The sequence below is a fragment of the Actinosynnema sp. NPDC023587 genome (assembly GCF_040640215.1).
Taxonomy (GTDB): Bacteria; Actinomycetota; Actinomycetes; order Mycobacteriales; family Pseudonocardiaceae; genus Actinosynnema.
Genome location: NZ_JBFABG010000032.1, coordinates 1 through 8227 on the forward strand (window position 1 = coordinate 1; position 8227 = coordinate 8227).

An 8227-nucleotide genomic window follows, 5' to 3' on the forward strand; every position below is an offset into this window, starting at 1 on the left:
AACAACCGCGTCCAGTGGTTCGGGGACGGGCAGTGGCAACCGGCGTCGCCGATCGGGAAGTGGACCACGATGACCTGGCCGAACCACCCCGGCGGGGTGAAGCTGGAACAGATCCGGATTCTCTGAGCCGGCTCTGACAGCGGCCTGTCCGGTCAGCGCACCGGTCTGCCCACGGACGAGGGCGTCAACCACGGCCCGGTCCAGCAGTGCGGCGGGCCAGGCCCAGATCGTGGTGGAATGGGGACCGTCCCGGTGCTCGTGGGTGATGGCGTCGACCGTGAGCACGTGAATGGCGGGCCTGTGCGGTGGAAGCTGTAGACCCAGGCCGTCCGTCTGCGCAGGGCGAAGTATCGGGCGCAACTGCGCCGCCATCTCGCGCCACCGGTCGGCGTCCTTCCATGGCACAGCCGTCGCGCACCGCACGGCGTGCTCGTTGACGGCGACATGAGCCGCCGGCCACGGCGGTTTGGGCAAACCGGCCAGTAAAGCTTTGTCAGGTGGTGTCAGCCTGGGATTTCCGGTGGCTGTTTGTGGTCTTGACGGGTTGTCGACAGGTGTGGCAGCGGCCGGTTCAGGTGGCGAGTAATCGTTGGAGTTGGCACAGGACGGCGTAGAGGGTCAGCCCCGCGCAGGCACCCCGGATGAACGCCCACTGCGAACGGGTCATCGGCACCATCCGACGCGAACTCCTCGACCACATCCTGGCCCTAGGGTCGATACACAGGCCGAACGGCTTATGGTGACCACACTCGAACAAGTGCCGCCGAACAAAGACTCGCACTGGTCGACCCGGTCGATGGCACGGGCCACGGGCATGTCCCAGACTGCGATCTCCCGGATCTGGCGGGCTTTCGAACTCAAACCGCACCTGGTGCAGACCTGGAAGCTGGCCAACGACCATCATCAAAATGGAGATCGCCCCTATCCGCGCGGCGTCGAAGGGTGGTCCGCGCTGGGACGACTCGATGACCTCCGAGGCACGCAAGGCCTTCCCGAACCTCCTGCTCTGCCTCTTCCACCACAAGCAGGTCGACCGCAAACCGACAGGCGACGATTTCGAGGTCGAGGACCTGGTCGAATGGAAGACCGCGCGAGACCGGACTGGAGGCAGACCTGAGTCTCCTGACCGACGACAACCTGGAGGGCGTGCTCCAAGCCGCCGTGGTCAGGGTGGTCAAGGAGACCAGGACCGAAGTCCTCGACGCGATTGGGCGGCTCGAAGAACTCGGCGAGGAGACCGTCGACCGGCCCTACATCGACCTCGACGCCGTGGCCTCGCTAGCCGAGTCCGCGCAGTGCTCGAACACCTCCCTGCCTCGGCCGCGACGCTGCGCGACTCCTCCCGGGCACTCGGGCATCTTCCCGACAGCGCCGAGATGCTGTACTTGTCGTCGAGGCGACTCGCCGAAGTGCCCGACTACGTCGGCATGCTCACCAGAGCCGTCGACGAACTGCCCGAGCAGATCGCGAGCCTGCGCCACGCCCTCGCTCCATTGGAGGACCACGGTTCGACCCTCGGGTCTACTCGAACGACCTCGCCGACACGAGCCGGTCGATCCACAGCGCCCTGCACACCATGAACTCCCACACACCCGACCGCGGCCACCTCGCCGCAGTGGACGCGGCGACCAAACGCCTGATGGACGCGTCGAAACACTCGCCGAGAACATCGACGCCATGGAAACGCGGCCGACCTCGCACTCCACGCCACCACACGCCGACCACCGGACCGGCTCACGTACGCCCTCTGGGGCATGTTCGTCGGCGCGACCATCGTGATCGCGATCGTCGTCATGATCTGGCCCAGCGACGCGACACCACAGGCCGATCGCACGACGAGACGCCATCGCCCTGGCTTCCAGGCCAGGCGCATAGGGCGACCGCGTGACCTGCCCGCGCGAAGTCCGACCACTACTCCACGCCCCGACCGAGTGGAGCAGCGCGTCCCCACCTGCAGTTGGTTCGACAGCCGGTAGGGCAGGCAGGCGGCTTCGTCCATCTCGACCAGTCAACGACACATGGCGACTGCCTCGGTCACGTTCGCCAATGCTCCGGCCCGATCACCCGACTCCGACTGTTGGATGGGCCAAGCGAGTGTTCGCCATCAGGCGAACATCCGCTCATGCCGCTGACGGAGCGGTGTACGACGTCCGCCCGTGTCAACGATCGGACGGTGGACCAGGGAAGATCCGCCTATCCTGCCGGGGTGATCGAAATCGGTTCACGGGCGCGTGTACTGCCTCCGCCGCCGCATGCCGTCTGGCAGTCGCTCGCAGAACCCCGCAGGCCAGGATCCCGACCGTGGCTCGACCTGCTCCCCGACGAGGTCGACCCCGGGATCCTGGACGCGGAGAAACCAGGCCGGGTCGTGTGGTCATCGCTGTGGCCGAGCCGACCCGACGACCAGGTGCACTTCACGCTCACGGGCTCCGGAAACGCGGGAACCCTGCTGAGGTTCACCCTGCTCACTCCCACCGAACCCCCAGACCCGAGCAAGACCGGACACCTCCGGCGGCGACTCAACCACCTGCTGTTCGCCGACCTCCGCCTCTCCTACGGCCAGTAGGCAAGACCCCCGCCGAACGTCCGCTACTACCGCGAGCCACCCGTTCGAAACGTCCGCTTCTGCCGATGGGCGGATGTTTGGACAGGGGACCCGGCGCTGTTCAGCGCGCCAAGCTCGGCGTTGTGAGCAGTGGCCCGGTCTGGCAGCGCCGTCCAGGCTTCCGAGTCGCGGTCGCGTTGCGGCGGGTGTCGCGAGACGAGTACGACATGGCGGGCTCGCGGGGCGTTCAGCTCGCGATACGGGCCCGTGCCCACATCGCGAGACGTTCGGTGACCCAGCCGTCCATCAGCCTGATGAGCCGACCCCGGTACCGCCACAGTCCCGGCGGCCCGGGTCGGGGCGTAGCAGGTGGGTGAGGTCGGTCGGCACCTCGCCGTCGAACGGGCCGGTCACGAGCCACGGGAGTGTCGCCCAACCTGGTCCAGTACTACTTCCCTACCAAGGAGAAGCTGCCGCACGGCGGACTGGTGCGCATGCGCGCGGCCATGACGCGCCGACTGCGCGACCGCCTGGCCGAGACCGTCGAGACCGCCGATGCGGTACGCCGCACCCGGCTGATCCTGCGCGAGCTACTGCCCCACGACCCGGCCAGCGGACCTGTACCGCGTGCACGCCGCGCTCGCCCTCACCGCCCCCGCCTTGGCCGCCGACCCGCACACCGCCGGCCCCGACCGGATCCACCCCGAACTCACCGGCCTGATCTCCACCGCCCAGGATGCCCGCGCACGCCGATCCGCACCTGACGGGGGGTGGCGCTGTTCGGCGCGGCCACCGGCCTGTCCGCCTACGTCATTTCCGGCTACCTCACGCCCGAGCAGGCCGCCCGAGCGCTCCACTGGCTGTGGTTGTGCGGCGACGTGGACGGCCGCAGCGCCCGCACCGGGTTCCACAATGGCCGAATCACATTCGACGTCGGAAGGGACCTCGTGGGCGGGCACATGCAGATCGGCGAGGTGGCCGAGCGGACCGGCCTGTCGCTGCGCACGATCCGCTACTACGAGGAAGTCGGCCTGGTCGTGCCCAGCGACCGGAGCCAGGGCGGGTTCCGCCTGTACCCCGAACCCGACGTCGACCGCCTCCAGGTGATCAAGCGCATGAAGCCGCTGGGCTTCCAACTGGAGGAGATGCGCGAACTGCTCGCGTTCCTCGACACCCTCTCCGCCACCGACGACCGCGACAAGCACCTCGACCGCCTCGCGGCGTTCCACGCCGCAGCCGAGGAGCGCTGCGAGGACTGCGTGCCCACCTGCGGATCGCCGAGGACTTCGCCGGCGCTCTGCGGGCCCACCTGCCCGGCGACTGAGCGCCCAGGACCGGGTCAATTTCGCCATGGTCGCACTCTCACGTAACGTGAGAGTGTGACCATGGCTCGAACCTCCGCCCCTCCGCCGACCCTCGCCCCCGACGCGCTGCGCGTCATCGCCCTGGGCGGGCTCGGCGAGATCGGCCGGAACATGACCGTGTTCGAACACGAGGGCAAGCTGCTCATCGTGGACTGCGGCGTGCTGTTCCCGGAGGAGCACCAACCCGGGGTGGACGTGATCCTCCCGGACTGGAGCCACTTCCGGGACCGGGTGTCCGACGTGGTCGCGGTCGTGCTCACCCACGGCCACGAGGACCACATCGGCGGGGTCCCCTACCTGCTGCGCGAACGCCCCGACATCCCCATCGTCGGCTCACGCCTGACCCTGGCCCTGTTGACGGCCAAGCTCGTCGAACACCGCATCACCCCGGTGACGGTGGAGGTCCAGGAAGGACGGCGGCTCTCCCGAGGACCGTTCGACCTGGAGTTCCTGGCGGTCAACCACTCCATCCCCGACAGTCTGGCCGTCGCGATCCGCACCGCCGCCGGGCTCGTGCTGCACACCGGCGACTTCAAGATGGACCAGTTCCCGCTCGACGGGCGCATGACCGACCTGCGCGGCTTCGCCCGCCTCGGCGAGGAGGGGGTCGACCTGTTCCTGGTCGACTCCACCAACGCCGACGTGCCCGGCTTCACCACCGCCGAGCGCGACCTCGCCCCGGCGATCGACGAGGTGTTCCGCACCACCCCGCGCCGCGTCATCGTGTCCAGCTTCGCCAGCCACGTGCACCGCATCCAGCAGGTCCTCGACGCCGCCCACACCCACGGCCGCAAGGTCGCCTTCGTCGGCCGCTCGATGGTCCGCAACATGGGCGTGGCCACCGAACTCGGCTACCTCAAGGTTCCCGACGGCCTCGTGGTCGACATCAAGCGCATGGACCGGCTGCCACCCCGCCAGGTGACGCTGATCTGCACCGGCTCGCAGGGCGAACCGATGGCCGCGCTGTCCCGCATGGCCGGCGGCGACCACTCGATCCAGGTCGAGGAGGGCGACACCGTCCTGCTGGCCAGCTCGCTGATCCCCGGCAACGAGAACGCCATCTACCGGGTCATCAACGGCCTGATCGACCGCGGCGCGAACGTCGTGCACAAGGGCAACGCCAAGGTGCACGTGTCCGGCCACGCCAGCGCCGGCGAACTCGTCTACTGCTACAACATCGTCCAACCGGCCAACGTGCTGCCCGTGCACGGCGAGGCACGGCACCTGCGCGCCAACGCCGAACTCGCCGTCAAGACCGGCGTGCACCGCGACCGCGTGCCGATCGCCGCCAACGGCCACGTCGTCGACCTCCAGGACGGCCGGGCGCGCATCACCGGCAGGGTCGAGATCCACAACGTCTACGTCGACGGCCAGACCGTCGGCGGCGTCACCGAAGCCTCGCTGGCCCAACGCCGCACCCTGGGCGAGGAAGGCGTCATCACCGTCGTCGCCATCGTCGACGCCGACTCCCGCCGCCTCGCCGAACCCCCGGACTTCATCGCCCACGGCTTCGAGCACGACACCTCGACCTTCGTCCCCACGACAGCCGCCATCGAGAAGGCCCTCGCCGGCGCGGCCGAGCGCAACGTCACCGACTTCGAGGAACTCGAACGGCTCATCGCGCGCGAGGTGCAGAACTGGGCCTTCCGCACCCACCGCCGCCGACCCGTCGTCATCCCCGTCGTCATCGAGGCGTAGCGCGCCAGGCACCGGTCTCGGCTTGAGCGATTGCGCCGGCGGATTCACGAGGGAATGGCGGCGCTCTGTCCAGCAGGGGTAGTCGGTGCCATCGGGGTGAGGTCGTGCTCGCGCTGCACCGCGAGCACACGGCCCCGGACGGCCGCCGCGGAAGGTGCCTACGGGCGGCCTGGGGCCGACGAGGACCCGAGGCCGACGGGGGCCACACGCAGGTTCGGACGGGAGCGAGGGGACGACAACGCAAGAGTGACCGGTCCGCTCCCGCATCACGGGTTCCCCTGCGATCCGTACCCGATCCGGGCGGACGACGCCGACGCCCACTTCCCCGCCGAACGGCGGGAGGAACTCGGTGCCACCGTCCGCGACCCGTTTTGCCGCGTTGCCTCGCGGAACCCTCGTGCTCCACCCGCCCACACCGGCAGGTGCCCCCAGGCCGAGTAGTTAACGTTTTCGCTGGTCACGCGGCCGAGCTGCAGTAGTCACGACGCAGGGCAGCGGAGCTCGTCGGTACAGGCAGTCGACCAGGACAGCTTGTCCCAAGGAGCTCCGTTGCCCTCTCATTGTGTCCTGCCGCCTGCGCTGACGGCCATCACCCGCACGGTCACCGTGGCCGCGGGCCGGTTCGCTCCCGGGCACCTGGGGGAACTGACGCGGGTGGTCCCGTTCGAACTCGTCGACGCGATCCTGGAGGGAACCCGGCGCGTACAGCGTCGGTCACGGGACCTTGTGCCGCTCGCAAAGTCATTATTGCCGGTAGAGCGGGCACTTGCGATGTTGGGAGCTGTCCGGGTGATCCCGGCTTTGCTGTACAAGGTTGCCCGGAAGCCGCTGTCCGTACCGTCAGTGTCCCCCGCCGCCCAGGCCTAAAGCCTCCTCGCGGCGGACTTCCTCCACCTCGACACCGTGCTTGGCAGGCGGTTCTACGCGCTCCTGTTCCTTGAACACGGCACCCGCCGCCTGCACGTCACCGACGTCACCACCCACCCGACCCGAGCATGGACCATGCAACAGGCCAGGAACCTCGCTGTCGACCTCGGAACGCGTCTGGAGTCCTCGCGCTTCCTCCTCCGCGACCGCGAGTACGGCCGGGCGTTCGACGCAGCCTTCCTGGCCGACCACCTGTGCGTCATCACCAATGCGCCATGGGCACCTCGGGGAAACGCCCACTGCGAACGGGGCATCGGCACCCTCCGACGCGAACTCCTCGACCACCTCCCGATCCCGGGCGAGAGCCACGCACATCAGATCCTCACGCCCTACGAAAACCACCGCAACCGCCACCGACCCCACCAGGCCCGCGACCAACCACCACCCGAGGACCAACAACACCCCGCCGCAGGACACGACCTCGACACCCGCAGACTGCGCCGCACCGCACCCTGAGCAGACTCATCAACTGAGTACGGCCATCACCCGGAAGGACGTCCGGGCCAGGGCGTCGTCGAACGCATGATCGGATCTCATGCCGTGATCCCACTTGACATAGTTTGGGTTACCAACCAAACTCGTAGTAGTGGGTAATACCAACCAAAACGTCCGTGGCGAGAACTACGTCGAGGTGACCGCTGAGTGGAAACCCTGATCACCACCGCACGCGCGGTCCGAAACCGAGGTGAAGGAGCACGCAGTGCCCGAGCCCCTCGAAGCCGAACTCGCTCCGGTGGCCGCACGCCTGCAACAGCAGACCGAGGAGCTGGTGGCCGCGCAGTTGCGGGTGATCGGCGGGATCGGCCAGTACCGCGTGGTTCCCCCGTCGGAACTCCGGCCGTCCGCGCGCCGCAACGTCGTCCGCGTGGTCGCCGCCTTCCACGGCGAGGAGGACCTCCCGGGCGATGTGGCGGAGGACGAGCGGGAGACCGGGCGACGCCGGGCGCTGCAACGCATACCCCTCACCGACGTGCTGGCCGCCCACCGAAGAGGTATCGCGTTGCTGCGCGACGAGTTTCTCCGAATCGCCCGGAACCACGGCATTTCCACCGACGCCGTGCTCGTCGGTATCCAGCGGATCTGGCAACTGGGCGACCACTACGGCAACGTGCTCCTCGCCGGTTACCGCGAAGCCGAACTCGATCTCACCCGTCGCGAGGAGCAGCGGCGGACGACCCTGCTTGCCTGCCTGCTGGAAGGCACGATGACCACCGACCAGGTGGCAGTGGCGGGGGCCGGGTTCGGGCTCACCACCGAGCACGACTACTGGGTGCTGCGGGCCCGGTCCGCCGGCACCGACCCGGTCGAGCTGGCCCGAGTGCTGGAACGCGCGGCCGGTGCGCAGGGCACGACCCTGATCGCCCCCTACGGCGGTGACGTGGCGGCCGTGCTCTCCCGCCCCGTCATCGGCGCGCTGACCGACGACATCGCGGTCGGGCTGGCCGGCCCGGCCGGCCTGTCGCAGTTGCGCGCGAGTTTCGCCGAGGCCACGCAACTGCTCAAGGTAGCCGTCCTGTTCGGCCACCGCGGGATCGTGAACCGCCGGCGCATAGCGCTGCAATGGGCCGTGGCGAACGAACCCGAACTGGGGAAGTACTTCCACACCCGCTACGTCGAACCGGTGGAGGCGGAGAGCGCCATGGGCGAGGTCCTGCTCGCCAGCGTCGAGACCTACCTCTCCCGGCGGCGGTCG

Annotated in this window: 5 protein-coding genes and 1 pseudogene; all 6 read left to right on the plus strand. The window is 68.8% G+C overall.

Annotation, left to right across the window (positions count from 1 at the left end):
- Positions 1 to 2368 precede the first annotated feature (2368 nt).
- A complete protein-coding gene (locus AB0G01_RS35250; protein ID WP_360955313.1) occupies positions 2369 to 2566 on the plus strand; it encodes a hypothetical protein in 198 nt (65 codons plus the stop codon).
- 938 nt (positions 2567 to 3504) lie between these two features.
- A pseudogene (locus AB0G01_RS35255) lies at positions 3505 to 3869 on the plus strand (MerR family transcriptional regulator).
- A gap of 61 nt (positions 3870 to 3930) precedes the next feature.
- On the plus strand, positions 3931 to 5607 hold the full coding sequence (locus AB0G01_RS35260; protein WP_360955316.1) for a ribonuclease J: 1677 nt from the start codon (positions 3931 to 3933) through the stop codon (positions 5605 to 5607).
- Between the two features lie 588 nt (positions 5608 to 6195).
- Positions 6196 to 6474 carry a transposase domain-containing protein gene (locus tag AB0G01_RS35265; RefSeq protein WP_360955325.1) on the plus strand — a complete coding sequence of 93 codons (279 nt, stop codon included), beginning with the start codon at positions 6196 to 6198 and terminating at the stop codon, positions 6472 to 6474.
- A 36-nt stretch (positions 6475 to 6510) separates the two neighbouring features.
- Entirely contained in the window at positions 6511 to 6990 is a 480-nt protein-coding gene (locus AB0G01_RS35270) for an integrase core domain-containing protein (protein ID WP_360955319.1), read from the plus strand.
- A gap of 244 nt (positions 6991 to 7234) precedes the next feature.
- The coding region (locus AB0G01_RS35275; protein ID WP_360955322.1) for a hypothetical protein at positions 7235 to 8227 on the plus strand (993 nt) is incomplete at its 3' end.